The 20324-nt window shown below is 36.0% G+C and carries 20 protein-coding genes and 1 pseudogene; 20 read left to right on the top strand and 1 reads right to left on the bottom strand.

Annotated elements, in window-relative coordinates:
- Positions 1–302 precede the first annotated feature (302 nt).
- The 17 genes and pseudogenes from CLLU_RS02745 to CLLU_RS18825 all read left to right on the top strand — a co-directional run bounded on the left by CLLU_RS02745 (position 303) and on the right by CLLU_RS18825 (position 15571).
- On the top strand, positions 303–1181 hold the full coding sequence (locus CLLU_RS02745) for a YicC/YloC family endoribonuclease (RefSeq protein WP_106008121.1): 879 nt from the start codon (positions 303–305) through the stop codon (positions 1179–1181).
- Positions 1182–1197: 16 nt separating this feature from the next.
- The gene (remA, locus tag CLLU_RS02740) at positions 1198–1479 is read left to right on the top strand and encodes an extracellular matrix/biofilm regulator RemA (RefSeq protein WP_106008046.1); all 282 of its coding nucleotides are present in this window, start codon (positions 1198–1200) and stop codon (positions 1477–1479) included.
- Positions 1479–2148: pseudogene (gmk, locus tag CLLU_RS02735) on the top strand (guanylate kinase). The gene remA and the pseudogene gmk overlap by 1 nt, the downstream one beginning before the upstream one ends.
- Positions 2090–2308: a DNA-directed RNA polymerase subunit omega gene (gene rpoZ / locus CLLU_RS02730; protein WP_106008044.1), complete on the top strand. Its 219-nt coding sequence runs from the start codon at positions 2090–2092 to the stop codon at positions 2306–2308. Before gmk ends, rpoZ begins: the two are co-directional and overlap by 59 nt.
- Entirely contained in the window at positions 2308–3513 is a 1206-nt protein-coding gene (gene coaBC / locus CLLU_RS02725) for a bifunctional phosphopantothenoylcysteine decarboxylase/phosphopantothenate--cysteine ligase CoaBC (RefSeq protein ID WP_106008043.1), read from the top strand. Before rpoZ ends, coaBC begins: the two co-directional genes overlap by 1 nt.
- A gap of 94 nt (positions 3514–3607) precedes the next feature.
- On the top strand, positions 3608–5812 hold the full coding sequence (gene priA / locus CLLU_RS02720) for a primosomal protein N' (RefSeq protein ID WP_106008042.1): 2205 nt from the start codon (positions 3608–3610) through the stop codon (positions 5810–5812).
- Positions 5813–5915: 103 nt separating this feature from the next.
- Positions 5916–6377 (top strand): peptide deformylase, encoded by a 462-nt coding sequence (gene def, locus CLLU_RS02715; RefSeq protein WP_106008041.1) that lies wholly within the window; start codon positions 5916–5918, stop codon positions 6375–6377.
- The gene (gene fmt, locus CLLU_RS02710) at positions 6374–7306 is read left to right on the top strand and encodes a methionyl-tRNA formyltransferase (RefSeq protein WP_106008040.1); all 933 of its coding nucleotides are present in this window, start codon (positions 6374–6376) and stop codon (positions 7304–7306) included. The genes def and fmt overlap by 4 nt, the downstream gene beginning before the upstream one ends.
- 20 nt (positions 7307–7326) lie before the next feature.
- Positions 7327–8004, top strand: a complete 678-nt coding sequence (locus CLLU_RS02705) for a zinc metallopeptidase (protein WP_106008039.1) — start codon at positions 7327–7329, stop codon at positions 8002–8004.
- 34 nt (positions 8005–8038) lie between these two features.
- The gene (gene rsmB / locus CLLU_RS02700) at positions 8039–9370 is read left to right on the top strand and encodes a 16S rRNA (cytosine(967)-C(5))-methyltransferase RsmB (RefSeq protein WP_106008038.1); all 1332 of its coding nucleotides are present in this window, start codon (positions 8039–8041) and stop codon (positions 9368–9370) included.
- A 13-nt stretch (positions 9371–9383) separates the two neighbouring features.
- Positions 9384–10481, top strand: coding sequence for a dual-specificity RNA methyltransferase RlmN (gene rlmN / locus CLLU_RS02695; protein WP_106008037.1), 1098 nt, complete (start codon positions 9384–9386; stop codon positions 10479–10481).
- Entirely contained in the window at positions 10435–11175 is a 741-nt protein-coding gene (locus CLLU_RS02690; protein ID WP_106008036.1) for a Stp1/IreP family PP2C-type Ser/Thr phosphatase, read from the top strand. Before rlmN ends, CLLU_RS02690 begins: the two co-directional genes overlap by 47 nt.
- Positions 11150–13042, top strand: a complete 1893-nt coding sequence (gene pknB, locus CLLU_RS02685; RefSeq protein ID WP_106008035.1) for a Stk1 family PASTA domain-containing Ser/Thr kinase — start codon at positions 11150–11152, stop codon at positions 13040–13042. Before CLLU_RS02690 ends, pknB begins: the two co-directional genes overlap by 26 nt.
- Before the next feature lie 59 nt (positions 13043–13101).
- Positions 13102–13965: a ribosome small subunit-dependent GTPase A gene (rsgA, locus tag CLLU_RS02680; protein WP_106008034.1), complete on the top strand. Its 864-nt coding sequence runs from the start codon at positions 13102–13104 to the stop codon at positions 13963–13965.
- A gap of 40 nt (positions 13966–14005) precedes the next feature.
- Positions 14006–14656 carry a ribulose-phosphate 3-epimerase gene (gene rpe / locus CLLU_RS02675; RefSeq protein ID WP_106008033.1) on the top strand — a complete coding sequence of 217 codons (651 nt, stop codon included), beginning with the start codon at positions 14006–14008 and terminating at the stop codon, positions 14654–14656.
- A 1-nt stretch (position 14657) separates the two neighbouring features.
- Complete coding sequence (locus CLLU_RS02670) at positions 14658–15293, top strand: thiamine diphosphokinase (protein ID WP_106008032.1); 636 nt, start codon at positions 14658–14660, stop codon at positions 15291–15293.
- Positions 15294–15400: 107 nt separating this feature from the next.
- Entirely contained in the window at positions 15401–15571 is a 171-nt protein-coding gene (locus tag CLLU_RS18825; RefSeq protein ID WP_170065722.1) for a hypothetical protein, read from the top strand.
- 134 nt (positions 15572–15705) lie between these two features.
- Here CLLU_RS18825 and rpmB read toward each other — a convergent pair whose 3' ends face one another.
- Entirely contained in the window at positions 15706–15897 is a 192-nt protein-coding gene (gene rpmB / locus CLLU_RS02665; protein WP_106008031.1) for a 50S ribosomal protein L28, read from the bottom strand.
- 218 nt (positions 15898–16115) lie between these two features.
- Between rpmB and CLLU_RS02660 the strand changes: the two genes are divergently transcribed.
- The 3 genes from CLLU_RS02660 to recG all read left to right on the top strand — a co-directional run bounded on the left by CLLU_RS02660 (position 16116) and on the right by recG (position 20280).
- Complete coding sequence (locus CLLU_RS02660; protein WP_106008030.1) at positions 16116–16466, top strand: Asp23/Gls24 family envelope stress response protein; 351 nt, start codon at positions 16116–16118, stop codon at positions 16464–16466.
- Between the two features lie 17 nt (positions 16467–16483).
- Positions 16484–18142, top strand: coding sequence for a DAK2 domain-containing protein (locus CLLU_RS02655; RefSeq protein ID WP_106008029.1), 1659 nt, complete (start codon positions 16484–16486; stop codon positions 18140–18142).
- A 101-nt stretch (positions 18143–18243) separates the two neighbouring features.
- Positions 18244–20280, top strand: a complete 2037-nt coding sequence (gene recG / locus CLLU_RS02650) for an ATP-dependent DNA helicase RecG (RefSeq protein ID WP_106008028.1) — start codon at positions 18244–18246, stop codon at positions 20278–20280.
- Positions 20281–20324 lie beyond the last annotated feature (44 nt).

Below are 20324 nucleotides of genomic sequence, written 5' to 3'. Positions count from 1 at the left end.
TAAAATATAATTGTCTGAAGCTCTAAATTTTCTAAATAAATCTATAATATTCATATATATATGTCTATTGCAGGCATTTTATGATATAATCGTTTTAAAATAGGTTTTCAGGAGAAATTTTAGCTGGGATTGGTTGATTTTCGTCTTTAACTTAAAATCTTCATTATTTAATATTTAGTATTTATACTTTGCACTTTGAAATGAGGATATCAGCCTTTGGAGAAATTTATCTTGAAATTATTATATATATTTATGTATAATTAAGTGGAGACTTATAAGGTTTGTGGAAGGATGAAATTATAATGATTAAAAGTATGACGGGATTTGGAAGGGGTACAGTGGAAGGTGATGGACAGAGTTTTACGGTGGAGATAAAAAGTGTAAATCACAGATATTGTGATTTGAATATTAAGATGCCAAAAAGCTTTATGCCTCTTGAAAGCAGGATGAGAAAGGTTATTCAGGAGAGAATAAATAGAGGCAAGGTGGATATATTCGTGACTCAGACTAATTTTGGCAGTTATACTACAAAAGCTGTGCTGGATGAAAAACTAGCGGACAGCTACGTGGAGTGTTTAAATAGAATTGAAGAAAAATATAATATAAAATCCGATATATCTCTTGATCTAATTGCCAAATTCCCAGATGTGATAACGCTAAAAAAGGAAGAAGATGATCTGGAAAATACCTGGGAATATCTATTGCAGGCTTTAAATGATGCTATTTCCATGCTTATGGACATGAGGGAAAAAGAAGGCAAGAAGCTGAAAGACAATATGATTCAAAAATGCAATAATATCAAAGATCTGGTAAATAATATAGAAGGTAGATCCCTTAATGTGGTAGAAGAATACAGGGAAAAACTTTCAGCTAGATTGAAGGAATTACTGGGAAAGTGCCCCGTGGATGAAAATAGATTGGCTATGGAAGTTGCGTTGTTTGCAGATAAGTCCTGTATCGATGAAGAAATTGTAAGGCTGAATAGTCATATAATTCAGTTTAAAGATGCTTTAAATGTGGATGAACCTGTAGGAAGAAAACTTGATTTTATATTACAGGAAATGAATAGAGAGGCAAATACCATTGCATCTAAATCAACAAATTTGGAAGTGACACAGCTGGTATTGAGTGTGAAAAACGAAATAGAGAAGGTAAGAGAGCAGATACAAAATGTAGAATAAAAACAGGAGGAAATGTATGGGTATTAAGTTAATAAATATAGGGTTTGGAAATATTGTTTCAGCAAATAGATTGGTGGCTATAGTGAGTCCGGAATCTGCACCCATAAAGAGAATAATTCAAGAAGCCAGGGACAGAGGGATGTTGATAGACGCCACTTATGGAAGGAGAACAAGGGCTGTTATAATAACAGACAGTGATCATGTAATACTTTCGGCAGTTCAGCCTGAAACTGTAGCACATAGATTATCATCCAAAGATGGGGACGACGATGATGAAATCAGTGAGGTTGAGGAATAATGGAAAAAAAAGGCCTTTTAATTGTAATATCAGGACCTTCTGGTGCAGGAAAAAGCACAGTGTGCAAAGCTCTGACTAAAAAAAATAAATTTTGGATTTCAGTTTCAGCCACTACAAGAGCTCCCCGCAAGGGTGAGGTAAATGGCGTAAACTATTATTTTTTGACTGAAGAGGATTTTAAGGATAAAATAAAAAATAATAATTTTTTGGAACATGCAGAAGTATATGGAAACTACTATGGAACACCCAGATCTCAGGTTTTAAAAGCTATAGAAGAGGGAAAGGACGTAATCCTTGAAATTGACATCCAGGGAGCATTGATGGTAAAGGAGGCTTATCCTGAAGGTGTATTTGTCTTCATACTTCCTCCTTCCATGGAAGAACTTAAAAAAAGAATCATAAACAGGGGCAGTGAAACATCAGAGTCGTTTACGACCAGGTTTAATTCAGCATACAGGGAAATAAATTATGTATCAAAATATAATTATGTGGTTATAAATGATACTGTAGACAATGCTGTGAGAAATATAGAAAGTATAATCATGGCGGAAAAATGCAGAGTGGATAGAGTCAAAGATGAGATATTAAATCCTTAAGGAGGTAATTACTTATGAACAATTCGATGATAAATCCATCTATTGTGGATCTACTGAAAAAAGTAGACAATAGATATACTTTAATTACTATAACGGCCAAGAGGGCAAGACAGATTATTGACGGCAGTGAGCCGTTAGTGGATATAGATTCAACCAAACCTGTTACTATAGCTATAAATGAAATAGATAGACAGTTGATCACCTATGAAACTGTAAAAGAGGGTATTAAGTAATGTCAGATCACAAAAAAACAGTAGTTGTAGGAGTAACAGGTGGGATAGCAGCTTATAAGGCATTGGATGTTGTAAGCAGACTTAAAAAAAAGGGCTTTGAAATAAATGTAGTGATGACAAGATCCGCAACAGAATTTGTGACTCCGTTAAGTTTTCAGACTATAAGCCAGAATCTTGTAAATGTGGATATGTTTCAGGAACCAAAGGCCTGGGAAATACAGCATATCTCCCTTGCAAAAAAGGCGGATTTGGTAGCAGTTGTACCGGCTACTGCCAATTTGATAGGAAAGATTTCAAATGGTATAGCAGATGATCTTTTAACTACTACCATTATGGCCACTAAGGCTCCTGTGATTTTTGCACCAGCTATGAATACCAATATGTATAAGAATCCCATTGTACAGGACAATGTCAATAAACTCATGAAGTTTGGATACGAATTTATAAAACCTGCTTCGGGAAGGTTGGCCTGTGGTGACAGCGGAGAGGGTAAACTGGAGGACACGGGATTTATAGCACAGGTAATCGAAAGTATGTTGTATGACATAAAAGATCTAAGAGGAAAGAGAGTTCTGGTAACTGCAGGACCTACAATGGAAGATATAGATCCTGTAAGGTATATAACAAATAGATCTTCTGGTAAAATGGGATATTCTATAGCTGAAGAAGCTAGAGATAGAGGAGCGGAAGTGACCCTCGTGTCAGGACCTACAAATTTAAGTATACCTTTTGGAGTGAAATTTGTGAGGGTGAGGACAAATGAGGAAATGTTAAATGCAGTACTTGAAAAATTTGAAAGTCAGGATATAGTTGTGAAAGCAGCGGCGGTTTCCGATTATAAACCAAAAGTTTATTCTCAAAAGAAGATAAAAAAGAATGAAGATGAATTTTTGCTTCCCCTTACCAAAGATGTGGATATATTGAGAAAACTTGGGAAATTAAAAAAAAGCCAGGTTTTAGTGGGATTTGCAGCAGAAAGCAACGATCTCATTGAGAATGCTGAAAAAAAATTAAAAAACAAAAATTTAGATTACATAATTGCCAATGATATAACGGGTACAGATACTGGATTTGCTTCAAATAATAATAAGGTAACTATAATATTTAAAAATGGAGACAAAATAAATTTGGACAAAATGAACAAAAGAGAAGTGGCGAGAAAATTGTTTAACATAGTGACATCTGGATTATCCAGCAGGGTATAAATTATGTTATAATTTAAAATGCGAAATTTACGATTAGAGGGGTTAAATTTAAATCCCTCTCTTTATTTGATGTTTATTATAAAAGGGTGAGCTGATGCATATGTATGCAGGAATTATTATAAATAGCAATTCTGTAAAGCTGGATAAGATTTTTACCTATAAAATACCTGAAAAATTGAAAGACAAAATAGCCCTGGGTTTCAGGGTCAAGGTTCCCTTTGGAATGGGCAACAGAAAATTAGATGGATTTGTGGTGGGACTTTATGAAAATGTCTCGGTAGATGATACCAGGATAAAAGAAATAAGTGATTGCTGTGATGAATTTGCTCTTTTAACATCAAAGGATCTGGAGCTTGTAGAAGAGATGAGAAGAAGGTATCTTTGTACATATCTGGATTGTATAAAAGTATTTATCCCAAGAGGCATCTTCAAAGGTATGAAAGACAAAAAGAAGATTCTTGTGTATACAGGCAGGAAGCTAGATGAAAATTTTAATAGAGAACCTTATAAAAGCATATATGAAGTAGTGAAAAATGAAAATGGCAGATATACCAAAAATTTCATAAGTAAGAATTATAATCTGTCTCTGTCATCTATAAATACCATGATAAAGCATGGGTTTCTCTCTGTGGGGAAAAGAACTGTAGCCAGGTATGATAATAGAAAATACGTGGATTATTCCAAAAAAATTCTAAATAGAGAACAGCAGTTTGCAGTAGATAAAATAATGAATTCATATAAAAAGGTGTTCCTAATTCACGGAGTTACAGGAAGCGGCAAGACTGAAATTTACATGCAGCTTGTGGAAAAAGCCATAGAAAGTGGAAAAGAATCCATAGTGCTGGTTCCGGAAATTGCCCTTACTCCACAGATGGTTGAAAGATTCAAGGGAAGATTTGGCAGGGATGTAAGTGTGTTTCACAGCAAATTGTCAGATGGAGAGAGATATGACGAGTGGATGAGAATAAAACGGGGCCAGGTTAAACTTGCTATAGGAGCTAGATCTGCCATCTTTCTGCCTTTTAGTAATTTGGGATTTATAATAATGGATGAAGAGCAGGAGCTGAGTTATAAATCAGATAGCAATCCCAAATATAACGCCAGAGAAATTGGAGAGATGAGATGTGACCAGTATGGCTGCAAGATGATACTGGGTTCTGCTACCCCTTCTGTAGAAACCTATTACAGGTGCAAAAAAGGTGAAATCGAACTCATAGTTTTAAAAAACAGGGCAGATGGTGCCGTTATGCCCGAGATCAAAGTTGTGGACATGAGAGAGGAACTTTTACATGACAATAAATCCATGTTCAGCAGAGTTCTATATGAAGCTATTGGTGACAGATTGAAGAAAAAAGAACAGACAATACTATTTTTAAATAGAAGAGGATATTCTACTTTTGTATCCTGCAGAAGGTGTGGCTATGTGTTTAAATGCAGCAATTGCGACATATCATATACCTATCATCACAATATGGGAAAACTTATATGCCATTATTGCGGAAGCAAAATTGATATACCAAAGGTATGTCCTAAATGTGGAAGCAGGTATGTGAAATATTTTGGAGTGGGTACTGAGAAGATAGAACAATTGATAAAAAGTGAATTTCCACAGGCGAAAACCATAAGAATGGATTTTGATACTACCAGGAAAAAGAATTCTTATGAAAATATATACAATACTTTTAAAGAAGGCAGAGCCGATATATTAATAGGAACACAGATGATAGCAAAAGGGCTTGATTTTAAAAATGTAACTCTGGTAGGGGTGATAGCGGCGGATTTGTCTATTAATCTTCCAGACTTCAGATCTGCTGAAAAAACCTATGAACTCATAACTCAGGTTTCAGGAAGAGCAGGCAGAGGTGAAAAGCGTGGAGAGGTGATTGTTCAGACATACAATCCTGAAAATTACAGTATAAGATGTGCTGCAAAAAATGATTATGAAAATTTTTTTAATGAGGAAATTGATATAAGAAGGCGTATGGAATATCCACCTTTTTCAGATATCCTTTTTATAAATATGAATAGCAAAAATGAAAATATTTTAATAAAAAATATACAAAATGTTGGTATCTTTTTAAAAAATATTCTCGAAAAAGATGATAAAATTGAAATGCTGGGGCCGTGTCCCTGTGAAATATCTAAAATAAAGGAATTATACAGGTGGAAAATAATGATAAAAGGCAAAATAGATCTAAATTTGGCCTGGAATATTAGAAAAATAGTTTATGATTTGTTAAAAGACGTTTATAATGATATAAAGGTGAGTATAGATATAAATCCTAATAGCATGTTGTAAAATTTGCAGGCATGAAATTGGGAATGCAGCTTAAATTGAGAAGGGAGTTGAACAAAACGCATAATAACTTGAGTTTCATAGAGTTTATTCATGCGCTGAATATATGGCTTTGAGAATTGTTAGAAAATATGGAGACGATATACTGCGAAAAAAAAGCAGAAAGGTGGATGTAATAAATGATAGAATTATAACACTGCTGAAGGATATGGAGGAAACACTGTATGCAGAAGATGGTGTAGGTCTGGCAGCACCTCAGGTGGGTGTGCTTAAAAGAGTTATAGTAGTTGATATAGGAGAGGGGATATTCAAACTTATAAATCCGGAAATCATATACAGTGAAGGCAGTTATGTGGATAAGGAGGGATGTTTGAGTATACCCGGAGTGCAGGGTGAAGTGGAGAGGCCCCGCAAAGTGAAAGTGAAGGCATTGAATGAAAGTGGAGAAGAGGTAATAGTGGAAGGAGAGGATTTGCTGGCCAGGGCATTTTGTCATGAAGTAGATCATCTAAACGGCATACTCTTTATAGATAAGGCTATAAAAAAGGAAGGTGAAAATGGTATATGAATGTAGTTTTTATGGGGACTCCTGATTTTTCAGTGCCATCTCTGAAAAAATTAATAGATAAATTCAATGTCACGGCGGTATTTACCCAGCCGGATAAACCCAGGGGGAGAGGAAAAAAAATATCTTTTTCGCCGGTTAAGGAAGAGGCGCTTAAGCATAATATTCCAATATATCAGCCTGTGAGTTTGAAAAAAGATACTCAGGCCTTAGATGATTTAAAGGATATGAAAATAGATTTTATAGTAGTAGTAGCCTATGGACAAATTCTTACAAAAGAAGTGCTGGATATACCTAAAAAAGGATGCATCAACCTGCATGCATCCCTGCTGCCCAAATACAGAGGCGCAGCGCCCATAAACTGGTGTATTATAAATGGAGAAAAGGAAAGTGGAAATACCACCATGTTCATGGATACCGGTCTGGATACCGGGGACATCCTCTTAAATAGTTTTGCACCGATTTCAGAAGATATGACTGCGGGGGAGCTTACAGATATATTGAAGGAAGATGGAGCAGATTTACTGGTAAAGACACTTGAAGGACTGGAAGCAGGTTCAATTGTGAGAAAGAAACAGGGAGAAACTCCAACTGATTATGCAGGGATGTTATCCAAGAATATGGCAAATATAGACTGGAATCTCGGCAGCTTTGAAATAAAAAATTTTGTCAGGGGTTTAAATCCGTGGCCTATTGCATATACTCAGTATAGTGGTGAAAACATGAAGATATATCAGGTGGATGTACTTAATGAAACGACTTCAAAGGAAGCTGGATGTATACTTGAAATTTCCCAATCAGGTATCAAGGTTGCCTGTGGGAAAGGAGTTATTTTGATAAAAAAAATGCAGTTTCCAGGGAAAAGACCCATGGAAGTCAGTGAGTATATAAGAGGACATTCCATGGAACCAGGTGTTTTATTAGGAAAATAATTTGTGTGGAGGTGTAATTTATGTTTTTTGACAGTAGTTTTATTATATTGATTCCAGCACTTTTAGTAGCAATTTGGGCCCAATACAGAGTATCTTCCGCTTTTCAAAAGTATTCCAGATATAGAAGCCACAATGGATATACAGGTGCCCAGGTGGCTAGAATGCTTTTAGATGGCAGCGGGCTCTATGATGTACCGGTGGAACTTATACCGGGAAAACTCAGCGATCATTATGATCCTTCTAAAAGGGTAATGAGACTGTCGGAGGATGTTTATTACGGAAATTCTGTGGCATCAATAGGTGTGGCAGCCCATGAAACCGGCCATGCTATTCAGCATAAAAATGGATATATTCCCCTTGTCATAAGGAATGCCATTGTACCTGCAGTTAATTTTGGTTCCAGTGCCTCATGGATATTGTTTTTGGCAGGATTTATTTTGGGAATAAGAGGACTTGTGCAGGTAGGTATAATTTTATTTACACTGGTGGTTTTATTTCAGATAATAACTCTTCCTGTGGAGCTGAATGCTTCAAGAAGAGCTTTAAAAATACTGGAAGGGAGAAATATACTCTATTCAGATGAGTTAAAGGGAGCCAGGTCAGTTTTAAGTGCTGCTGCCATGACTTATGTAGCAGCTGCATTGACTGCCATAGCTAATTTGCTTAGACTCATATATATAAGCAGAGATAGAAATTAGTGAATAGATGTATGCTATGAATTGAGGTAGAATTATGACAAATGCTAGAAATATAGCAGTTCAAATACTTAAACAGGTGTTGTGCAGCAAGGCATATTCCAATATAATTTTGAGTATGTATTTAAATAGAGAAAATTTGAATGCGAAGGATAGAGGACTGGTTACGGAGATAGTGTATGGAACCTTAAAATATAAGTATACTATTGACAACATATTGGCTGTTTTTATAAAGAGCAATCTGGAGAAAATGGATGCTGATATATTGAATATACTCAGAATGTCCATATATCAGCTGAAATATCTGGATAAAATCCCTGAATTTGCAGTAGTAAATGAGGCCGTAGAAATTTCCAAAAAAAGATCAGTCAAATTATCCAGATTGGTGAATGGTGTCTTGAGAAATTATCTGAGAAATAAAGAACATCTCCCCTGTGAGTACAAAAATAATATAATTGACAGATTGAGTTTTGAATATTCTTTTTTGCCCTGGATGACTAAACTTATTATCACCCAATATGGCGAAAGTGCAGGGAAGAAAATATTAAAAAATTCAAATGAGATTCCCAAAATTACAGTGAGAGTGAATAATCTAAAAACAGAATATGGTAAAGTATGGAATGAACTTATAGAAAATGGATATGATGTAGAGAGAGGTACTATATGTAAAGAAGCTATAATTATAAAAAGGGGTAGCAATGTGGAGTTCAATCCTCTTTTTAAAAAAGGATATATTACAGTACAGGATGAAAGTGCAATGCTGGTAGCTGATATTATGGATGTTGAAGAGAACATGACTTTACTTGATCTATGCAGTGCACCGGGAGGAAAATCCTGTCACATGGCTGAGCTTATGAAAAATACAGGAAAAGTGTATTCCTATGATCTGCATGAAAAGAAGCTGGAACTTGTGAGAGAAAATGCCGACAGGCTGGGAATTAAAAATATTATCTGCAGCAGGATGAATGCTGAAATTTATGTAGAAGAACTACGGAATACAGCAGACAGGGTTCTTATTGATGTTCCCTGTTCTGGGCTCGGTATAATAAGGAAAAAACCTGAGATCAAATGGAATAAGGATGAAAGGTCCATGAATAACCTGATAAAAGTACAGAGGAATATTATGATGAATGCATCAAAATATGTAAAGCCGGGTGGAAAGCTTATATATTCCAGCTGTACCTTGAACAAGAGGGAAAATGGTGAAAATGTAAATTGGTTTATTGATAAAAATCCTCAGTTCAAATTGGAAAAACTGGACTTGGGTGATTTAAAAAATATAATTTATCATAGGGAAGGTTACATTACCATACTTCCAGATGACAATATGGATGGGTTTTTTATTGCAAAAATGATGAGATTTAGGTAGGTGCAATAAATATATGTATAATATTTTGGACTTCAATATGGAAGATTTGAGAAACTGGATGAAAGATAATGATGAAAATAAATTTAGGGCGGGTCAGATAATTGACTGGCTGTATAAAAAAAGTCAATGGGATTTTGATTGTATGACTAATATTTCCAAGCCATTGACTGCAAAACTGAAAAAAAATTTTTATATAGAGATTCCTGATTTAGTTAAGAAGTATGAGTCAAAATCAAAAGATACTTTTAAATTTTTATATAGATACAGAGATGGAAATGTCATAGAGACAGTAGTTATGAAGTACAGACATGGCAATTCCGTGTGTGTTTCAACCCAGGTTGGATGTAGAATGGGCTGCAAATTCTGTGCATCAACTGTAAATGGCATGGTGAGAAATTTGAGCAGTGGAGAGATATTGGGCCAGGTGCTGGAAGCCCAAAGAGAAGTAGGAGAAAGAATCTCCAATGTGGTGTTAATGGGAAGTGGAGAACCACTGGACAACTATGATAATGTGTTGAAATTTTTAAAAATGGTGAGCAGTGAGTACAGCTTAAACATAGGTCAGAGACATATAACTCTTTCTACCTGTGGCATAGTACCCAGGATAAAACAGCTGGCAGACGAAAACCTACAGATAACTTTGGCTATATCACTGCATTCCCCGGATGATATCAGAAGAAAAAAGATAATGCCTATTGCAAATAAATACTCTGTACCTGAGATAATAGATGCATGTAGATACTATATAAATAAAACTGGCCGAAGAATATCCTTTGAATATGCTTTAGCAAGAGGTGTAAATGATGATTTAAAATGTGCCGAAGATTTAATTCAATTGCTTAAGGGATTGTTATGTCATGTGAATTTGATACCTGTAAATCAGGTTAGAGAAAATGAACTCAGGAAATCTTCTCTGAGCAATATACAGGATTTTTATGATAAACTCCATGAAAATGGACTTGAAGTTACCATAAGAAGAGAAATGGGTTCGGATATAGATGCCGCTTGTGGACAATTGAGAAGAAGTTATTTGGAATCAAAAAGGTATAGAAAGGGTGTAGAAAATGGTTGGGATCTTGTCAGATGTAGGCAAAGTGAGAAAACTGAATGAAGATTTTGCGGATTTCTATAATGGAAAGGACTTAAATTTGTATGTAATAGCGGATGGAATGGGTGGACATAATGCAGGAGAAGTTGCCAGTAAAATTGCAGTGGAGACAACTATCTCCCATATAAAGTCTAAAGATATGGAGGATATGGAAAAAGATCTGCTGGAAGCTATAAATCTGGCAAATGAAAAGATCTATAAACTATCCAGGAGCAATAATGAATTTGGAGGAATGGGGACAACTATAACGGCCTGCCTTGTTAAGAACATGAAAATGGTAGTGGCCAATGTAGGCGATAGTGGATGTTATGTTGTAAAATATGATGGTGTATCTAAGATCACTAAAGATCATTCTCTTGTGCAGCAGCTGGTTGATGAAGGAAGCATAACAGAGGATGAAGCGGCAATTCATCCCAATAAAAATATAATAACCAGGGCCCTGGGAACTAATTTATCCGTAAAAGTGGATTTGTTTCAGGTGGATTTGAAAGATGTAAACAGAGTCATACTCTGTACTGATGGATTGTCCAATGGGGTAAGCACTGATGAAATGTATGATATAATAATGAATAACAATAACATGAATGCCTGTAAACAATTGATAGAACTCAGTAATCTTAGAGGCGGAAGGGACAATATATCAGTTATTGTTTTTGAAGGAGAGGGTAAAGATGATAGGGATCATGCTAGGGAATAGATATGAACCTCTGGAAAAGATAGGAGAAGGTGGAATGGCAGTTGTCTATAGAGCCACAGACCATCTTTTGAATAGAAATGTAGCAGTAAAAGTTCTCAAAGAACAATTTTCAAGCGATAGTGAATTTGTTCAAAAGTTCAAGAGGGAAGCTACAGCAGCAGCAAGTCTTTCAGACAATAATATAGTTAATATATATGATGTAGGGACCCAGGATGACATAAATTATATAGTTATGGAATATGTTTCCGGAAAGACATTGAAACAGATAATAAAAGAAGAGGTCAGAATACCTTCGGAGAAAACAATAGAGATAGCTATTCAGATAGCCAAGGCCATAAAATGTGCACATAAGAACAATATTATACATAGAGATATAAAACCTCATAATATTCTTGTAACAGAAGATGGAATAGTGAAGGTAACAGATTTTGGAATTGCAAAAGCTTCGAATTCGGTAACTATAACCAACTCAAACAAGATAATGGGATCCGCGCATTATTTTTCTCCGGAACAGGCAAAAGGCAGTTTTGTAGATTTTAGAACAGATATCTATTCTCTTGGAATAGTAATGTATGAAATGGTTACAGGACGTGTCCCCTATGATGCAGAAAGCCCTGTATCCATAGCACTAAAACACATACAGGAACCGGTAGTTCCACCTATAAAGCTGAATGAAAACGTGCCTGAAAGCTTGAATAAATTGATACTTAAAGCGGTAGAAAAGGAGCCCATAAAGAGATATCAGACCATGGAAGATATGCTGGTGGATCTAAAGAAGATAGAAAACAATCAAAAATTGAATTTGACGGAAGATGACTTAAATGATGACATGACACGTATAATGGATCCTGTGGATGTAAATGACAGCTATAATAATGAAGAAGATTACGGCTATGAGGATGAATTGGAAGATAAAAAACCCAAACCAGTACTTGATTCCAAAAAAAAGAAAACCATACTTATAGTAGCATTGTTTATGCTGGTGATAGTGATAGGTGCAGTTTCGGGATATTTTGCCTTCAGCAAGCATGGCAACTCTGTGGAAGCTGCAGTGCCGAATATAGTCGGGATGAAACAGGATGAAGCAAAAAAACTGGTGGAAAGTAAAAAACTTAATTTCGTAGTGGGGGCTAAGGAAAAAAGTGATAAACCTGAGGGAACGGTAATTGAATGCTTTCCCAAGGCTGGCACAAAGGTAAAAGTGAATTCAGATGTAAGAGTGATTATAAGTGAAGGAACCGACACCATGGGCGTTCCAAATGTGGTTGGTATAGATTTGAATACGGCAAAGAATATTATAAGCAGCAGTGGGCTCAGTGTTGGGAATATATCCTACAGATACAGTGATACAGTGTCCCAGGGACAGGTTATAAGTCAGGACCCTGAAGCGGATTCCAAGGTGAAGGATGGAGCAAAAGTGAATCTTGTGGTGAGCAAAGGAGCTGAAGTGAAATATGTTACAGTTCCGGATGTTTCAGGTAGAAGTATAGGCGATGCAGAGGCCATACTAAAAAATGCGGGTTTGAGAGTTGCTCAAAATCCAGTGGAGACATCTGACAAAACCAAGGAAAATCTGGGTGTCACAAATCAAAGTGTAGGGGCCTCGCAGCAGGTCAAGGAAGGAACTACTGTGACTTTGACCTACTATGTATATAAGGAACCTGAAAATAAAGACGATAATGGTGGGTCTCAAAATAATAATACTGAAGAAAACAGCGGCAATGGTACCGGAGAAAATGGCGGCGGACAGAATAGTGGCGGACAGCAAAATGAGAATGGTAATGGCGGAGGTTCTCAAAACAACGGCGGCAGCGGCAATAATTCAGGAGGAGATAAGAATCCAAACCCAGGTACCACAGGAAATTAGGCAAAATTAAGAACATAACTTGAGCTCAGCTACGGACAAAATATGAATTGGGAGGGATTATGAAGGGAATTATAATTAAGGGAATAGGCGGATTCTACTATATAAAAACTGAAACTGGAGTGATTGAATGCAGGGCCAGGGGAAAGTTCAGGTACGATGAACTTTCCCCTCTGGTCGGGGATTACGTAAACATCACAGTGGAGAGGAATCAGGGAGTCATTGATAAAATTTATACCAGAAAAAGTTATCTCAAAAGACCTGCAGTGGCGAATGTAACTCAAGCTCTAGTGATCTTTGCATTTGATCATCCTAAAATAAATGAGGATTTGTTGAATAGAATCCTTGTAAATTGTGAGTACAATGATTTGGAAATAATTGTATGCTTTAATAAAATGGATTTACCCAAGAAAAAAGAGGAAATGGATGTTATGGACAGAATAAAAAATGTAGGTTATGAAGTCCTGCAGCTTAAGGCGAAGGAAGGATATGGCATTGAACAAGTGAGGGAAAAAATCAAGGGAAATATCACCGTGCTGTGCGGGCCGTCTGGTGTGGGGAAATCCACCATTTTAAATTCCATCTGCGGGAGAAAACTTATGGAAACGGGGAGTATAAGTGAGAAATTAAACAGAGGCAAACATACCACCAGACACAGCCAGCTTATAGAAAGCGAGGAAGGATTTGTGGTGGATACTCCTGGATTTTCTTCACTGGATACAAGTAATATACCTAAGGAAAAACTCCAATACTGTTTTCCCGAGTTTGTTGAATCGCTGGGAAAGTGTAGGTTTACAGGATGCATCCATCATAAAGAACCCAAATGTGCAGTTAAGGCTTCTGTGGAAAGAGGAACCATAAGCAGAGAGAGATACAATTTTTATATTAAGCTTTTGGATGAGATTTCCTGTAGAAAAAAGTATTGATATCTTATTACTATTAATATTAAAAAGGAGATAATACACAATGATAAAAATAGCACCTTCCATATTATCGGCAGATTTTTCAAGGCTGGGAGAAGAGATAAAGGCTTTGGATAAATATGGAGCGGATTTAGTTCATATAGATGTGATGGATGGGAACTTTGTACCAAATATAAGTTTTGGGGTACCCATTATAAAAAGCATACGAAGGTATACAAAACTGCCTTTTGACGTGCATTTGATGATACAGGAACCTGCCAGATATATAGAGAGTTTTGTAAAAGCAGGAGCAGATATCATAACAGTGCATTTTGAAGCTGACAATCATCTGGACAGAACTTTGAGTTATATAAGGAGTCTTGGTGTGAAGGCAGCGGTTGCGTTAAATCCTGCTACACTGGTAGATAATATAAAATATCTGATATCTGATCTGGATATGGTTCTTATAATGTCTGTAAATCCTGGATTCGGTGGACAAAAATACATAGATTACTGCTCTGAAAAAATAAGAGAAGTTAAAGCTTTAAGTGATAAATACAATGAAAATCTGTTGATAGAAGTAGATGGCGGTATTTCAAAACACAACATAGGCAGTGCAGTGAAAAATGGAGCAAATGTGATTGTGGCGGGTTCTGCTGTGTTTAGAGATGGTAGTATAGAGGAGAATATAAAGATGCTGAGGGAAGGAATTTAATATGAAAGCAGTTATAGTTTCGGGAGGACATGCACCTTCTAAGGAGCTGATCAAAGGGGAACTCGATGGGAAATCAATTTTGATATGTGCAGATGGTGGCGGAAATTGTCTGTATAAATATAATATAATACCTGAATACCTTATAGGGGACTTTGATTCCATAGATAGAAATGTGCTGGAATTTTTCGAAAAAAAAAATTGTACTGTAGAAAAATATCCTAAAGCTAAAAATGCTACAGATACTGAGATAGTAATTGACAGAGCTTTAGAATTAAAGGCAGATGAAATAGTGCTTCTTGGAGTTACTGGAAGCAGGGTGGATCACCTTTTGGGAAATTTGGGAATGCTTTTGAAATGCAATTTAAAGGGAGTGAAAGCTTACATAAAAGATGAACACAATACTGTTGAGCTGATAGACAAACCAATTACAATAGAGGGCAGTGAAGGGGAAAGCTTTTCCCTTCATGCCTATTGTGACATAGTCAGTAATTTGAGTATTATAGGTGCAAGATACAAGCTTCATAATTACAATCTTAAATTGGGGGATGGAAGGACCATATCAAATGAATTTTTAAAAAGCAGTGTTAATATAACTTTTGACAGTGGAAGACTACTTCTCATAAGAAGCAGAGACTGACTTATTCAATTTACAATGGACAATTTGTAATTAAGGTGCAAATAATTGTAACAATACTGTAATGTAATGCATATAATAATGTAGAGCAATTTTTAAGGGATAATAACGTGAAAAAAAGAGGACTCAGAAGAAGAACAAAAAGAAAAATCGGATTGGTGGCTTTATCTATAGGTGTGGGATTCCTAATGACAGTTATTATCCCTATATGGGGATGGATAATAGCTGCAGGTGCTGGATTAATTTATTGTGGATGGTATTTAATAGAACGTCATAAATAAGGAGGTAATTTGATGAAAATTATTGCATTTAAACTTCCGGGTATCCTGTCTGCAATTATAAAATTTTTCACCAAAAAGAAATAATCGTATAAACACAAAAATGCAATTGTAACTAAACAACTGCATTTTTATTTTTATATGGCACGCTGAACCTTTCCTGAACGAAGGCACCTCGAACAAACATGTATAGTTTTTGGTGTACCATTGACTATGGCCTTAATTTTTCTTATATTTGGCGACCAGGTTCTTTTAGACTGACGATGTGAATGGCTGTACTGTACTCCAAATACAAGACCCTTACCACATATTTCACATTTCTTTGACACTGCAAACACCTCCTTAGTGACCCTAAACAATTCAAACATAAGTTATTTTACCACAGAATGTATAATATGTGCAAGGCTAAGTTAAATTTCGAAGTACAGATGACAGCAACTTTTAACTTTGAATCGTGGAGGAATTTGGAAAAATATTGTATTCAGCTTGAATAATAAAATATATTTATGGTATTATAGAGTATGATATTGAGTGAGGAGGTTTTTGTATGATAGGTAGTATTGTTCAGGAAAATGGATATATAGATTATTCGGAAGAAGTAGTTGCTAATATAGCTGGGCTGTCTACTATGGAATGTTATGGTGTAGTAGGCATGGCGTCTAAAAGTGCTAAAGATGGCTTTTGGAAGTTGATAAAAAGTGAAAATTTAAGTAAGGGAGTAAAAATTCGTTCCAAAAACAATGAATTGATTATAGAACTGCATATAATTGTGGAATATGGAACAAAAATATCTGTAATCGCCAATAATATAATACAAAAGATAAAATATAATATAGAAAACTACACGGGGCTCAAAGTTTCAGCTATAACAGTAAATGTTCAAGGTGTTAGAGTCTAGGGAGGTAATTTGTAAAAATGGGATACTTAAATATAGACGGGAAGATTTTTTACAATATGGTTGTGAATGCCAGCAATAGACTGGAGGAGCAGAAGGATTTTGTAAATTCATTGAATGTATTCCCGGTACCTGATGGAGATACAGGGACTAATATGTCTATGACCCTCAGGAATGCAGTTTTGGAGGTAGCCAGCTTAGATGAAAAATCCATAGAGATAATAGGCAGGCAAATGGCCAAAGGTGCACTTATGGGAGCTAGAGGAAACTCCGGAGTTATACTTTCACAGATATTCAGAGGTATAGCTAAAGGCATTGAGGGCAAAAAAAATGTGGATTCACTGGAATTTGCAAATGGCCTGGCGGAGGGAGCAAGATTTGCCTATAAGGCAGTTATGCGTCCTACGGAGGGAACCATATTGACTATTATAAGAGCAGCCAGTGAAAGTGCTGTAAAATCCGATAAGAAGGATATAGCTGAGCTTATGGAGGGAGTATGTGATTACAGCAAGAGCGTACTTGATAAAACTCCTGATATGCTTCCTGTCTTGAAAAAGGCAAAAGTGGTAGATGCCGGAGGCATGGGGCTTCTTGTCATACTTCAGGGAATGTATGAGGCTTTGAAGAATCATATGGAAAATGTGCGTTTAAAAGAAGCCAGCGGTGCCAAAATGCAATCTGCAGCTAAAAACCTGGGAGAACAAAATATAAAATATGGATACTGTACTGAATTCCTCATTCATTCTCAAACATCTGATATAGAGGATTTCAGAAAGAAACTGCAGAATATTGGAGATTCCATGGTAGTAGTTAAAGATGAGGACATAATAAAAGTTCATATTCATACCAATGATCCAGGATGGGTTTTGTCCCAGGCAGTCAAATTGGGTGAGATGTCCAAGATAAAAATAGATAACATGAGAGAACAGCACAGACATATTTTAAATATAGATGATTTTAAAGAAGATTCTTCCGTGGAAGAAAATCATGGGGAAAAGGAATTGGCACAGGAGACTGAGCCTAAAAAATATGCTTTTATCTCAGTATCCATAGGAGATGGGATTAATAGTATATTTAAGGATCTGGGAGTGGATTATGTTATAGAAGGCGGGCAGACCATGAATCCCAGTACTGAAGATATATTGAATTGCATAAACAAGCTGAATTCGGAAAATGTATTTGTGCTTCCAAACAACAAGAATGTAATTATGGCAGCTAATCAGGCAGCAGAGCTTTCGGATAAAACGGTTAAAGTGATACCAACTAAGACCATACCTCAGGGGATTACTGCAATAACCGCATTTAATTCAGATTATGAATTGGATGAAAATGTGAGTGCCATGGAAGAAGCGATAGCTACAGTGACCACAGGCGTGGTGACTTATGCAGTGAGAGATACGGAGTTGGATGAAAAAGATATAAAACAGGGAGATATACTTGGACTTATTGAAGGCAAGATAGAAAAAGTGGGAAGGGATAAGTTTCAGGTATGTAGTGATATAATAGATGAAATGACAGGGGAAAACAGTGAACTTATAAGCATATATTATGGTGAGGGATGCAGTGAGAACGAAGTGAATGAGTTTGTGAAAAAACTTGAAGTGAAATATGAGGATATGGATATACAGTGCTATAGTGGAAAGCAGCCTCTTTATTATTTTATAGTATCTGTTGAATAAAAAAAGCCGGTGGGCTTTTTTTATTTAAGCGGATCAACTCTTTATTTTTAATTTACTGAAATATAGTATAATATTTTAAGTGAATAAGTAGGTGAAAATTTGTGAATGTATATGATGATATAAAGTCCATAAAGGGAGTTGGAGCTGTAACTGCAAGAAATTTAAATAGATGCTGTATATTTAGCATATTGGATTTGCTCTTGTATTTTCCGAGAGACTATGATGTGATTTCCAATTGTGAAAATTTAAGTAGAGGTCAAACTGGAAAGATCATAATAGACTGCAGGGTTAAAGCCATATGCAGGGATATAAGGACTAAAAATGGGAAAATAATTTCCACTGTGGTATTTGAGAGTGAGGGGAGTAATTTTAGGGGAAAGTGGTTCAATCAGCCCTACATAAAAAATAAATTTAGAATAAATGGCATTTACAGGATAATGGGAAAAGTTCAGAAATTCAGAGGAAATAGTTTTATGATGAATCCAGTTATTGTAAATGGATGTAAAACGGGGAAAAAGGAAGATAAGATAATACCCATATATCCTTTAAAATCTGGAATAACCAACAATACCCTCATAAAACTCATATCGGAAATACTTGAAGACATAAATATAGAAGAAAATTTGCCAGGGTGGATAATTGATAAATATAAATTATGCAGTCTTGACAGAGCTGTAAGGATAATACATAATCCTTCCAGCCTGGAAGAACTGAAGCAGGGGAAAAGAAGGCTTAAGTTTCAAGAACTGTTTACATACTCTCTAAAAATATTGATGCTCAAATACAGCCTTAACGGTGAAAAAGGGATAGCTTTTAAAATTGCTCCTGAATTGACACAATTGAAGGCAGAACTTCCCTATGAGCTCACCGGGGCACAAAAAAAATCCATAAGAGAGATACTGATGGATGAAAAAAAACCGCTTCCTATGAATAGACTGCTTCAGGGGGACGTAGGCAGTGGAAAGACCATAGTAGCTCTAATAGCTATTTTTAATGTGGTAAAAAATGGCTATCAGGCAGTTCTAATGGCCCCCACCGAGATACTTGCAGTACAGCACTACATGGAGGCCCAAAAACTTCTGGAACAGTTCCAGGTAAATGTAGAGCTGCTCTCTGGAAGCACCCGGGCCAAAGATAAAGAAAAGATAAAACAGGATTTGGAGTTGGGAAAAATAGATGTACTTATAGGAACTCATGCTTTGATTCAAGATGATGTGAAATTTAAAAATATAGGCATGGTGGTTACGGATGAACAGCATAGATTTGGAGTTACACAGAGAAGTAAACTTACCAATAAAGGAGAAAATGCAGATACCCTTGTTATGACAGCCACACCTATTCCAAGAACTTTAAGCCTATATCTATACGGGGATCTAGATGTGTCCACCATAGATGAACTTCCACCTGGAAGACAGAAAATAGATACCTACTATAGAGATAAAACTGCCCGAGAAAATGTGTATAAATTTGCCCTGGATGAAATAAAGAAAGGAAGGCAGGTATATGTAGTATGTCCGCTGGTGGAAGAAAATGATCAATTGGACTTGAGTTCGGTGGAGGATATTTTTAAAGAGCTAAAAGAAAAATATTTTAAAAATGTGGAGATAGATATACTGTACGGCAAAATGTCCTCAAAAGATAAGGAAAGCAAGATGGATAGGTTCAAAAACGGAGAAATAAAGGTCATGGTGTCTACTACGGTTATAGAAGTGGGGATAAATGTTCCCAATGCCTCATTGATGATAGTGGAAAATGCAGAAAGATTTGGACTTGCACAGCTTCATCAGCTCAGGGGAAGAGTTGGAAGGGGAAAATATAAATCCTATTGTATTTTAATTGCAGATATCAAAAATGATATAATAAGAAAGAGAATGGAGATAATGAAGTGCAGTAATAATGGATTTTTCATTGCAGAACAGGATTTGAAGCTCAGAGGAACAGGTGAAATATTTGGCTTTAGGCAGCATGGTGAAGATGGGCTTGTACTATCGGATCTGGTAGAGGATATAGATATATTCAAAAAAGCCAATCTGGAAGCTAGAAGACTTCTCAAAAGCGAAGATTCAGAGGATATAAAAATTAAAGATGAGATACAGAAAAAATTGAAAAGAACTTCTAAATTCATAAGTTTTAACTAGCTGGAAAACTTGAAGATGAATTTTGAATAATGGGAATATATATG

The organism is Clostridium luticellarii, assembly GCF_002995845.1.
GTDB lineage: Bacteria > Bacillota > Clostridia > Clostridiales > Clostridiaceae > Clostridium_B > Clostridium_B luticellarii.
The sequence above is the reverse complement of the archived record's forward strand: the minus strand, read 5'-3'. Positions and strand labels throughout refer to the sequence as shown.